This is a genomic window from Salinicola sp. MH3R3-1 (genome assembly GCF_001937155.1).
Lineage (GTDB): Bacteria > Pseudomonadota > Gammaproteobacteria > Pseudomonadales > Halomonadaceae > Salinicola > Salinicola halophyticus.
The window spans coordinates 1-386 of sequence record NZ_MSDP01000092.1; the positions used below are offsets into that span (position 1 = coordinate 1).

Annotated in this window: 1 tRNA gene; it reads left to right on the top strand. The window is 53.6% G+C overall.

The features are described from left to right. Nucleotides 1-108: 108 nt before the first annotated feature. Nucleotides 109-184, top strand: a tRNA-Lys gene (locus tag BTW08_RS18500). Nucleotides 185-386: the final 202 nt, after the last annotated feature.

Consider the following 386-nt stretch of genomic DNA (forward strand, 5'->3'; position numbering starts at 1 on the left):
AGAGCAGTTGGCTTTTAACCAATTGGTCGTAGGTTCGAATCCTACACGACCCACCACTTTCCGACGGGTCGATGCTTTTATGGCAAGCGCCATTGATCAGAAGCGCATGGGTCGTTAGCTCAGTTGGTAGAGCAGTTGGCTTTTAACCAATTGGTCGTAGGTTCGAATCCTACACGACCCACCATCTCGTTTTTTCCTGTCATTGCCGCCAAACCGATGCGCGTTTCCGTACGCCTGTGTTACTGATTGAGAATTCCCTCAGGAGACCTCTCATGGCGTCCCGTTCATTCCGGCCCGATTGTTCCAGTCCATCACGCCCATCTCGATCCGAACCGCCCCGGTCGGCCACTGATTACCGTCATGCCAACGAATCTGTCGGCAGCGTC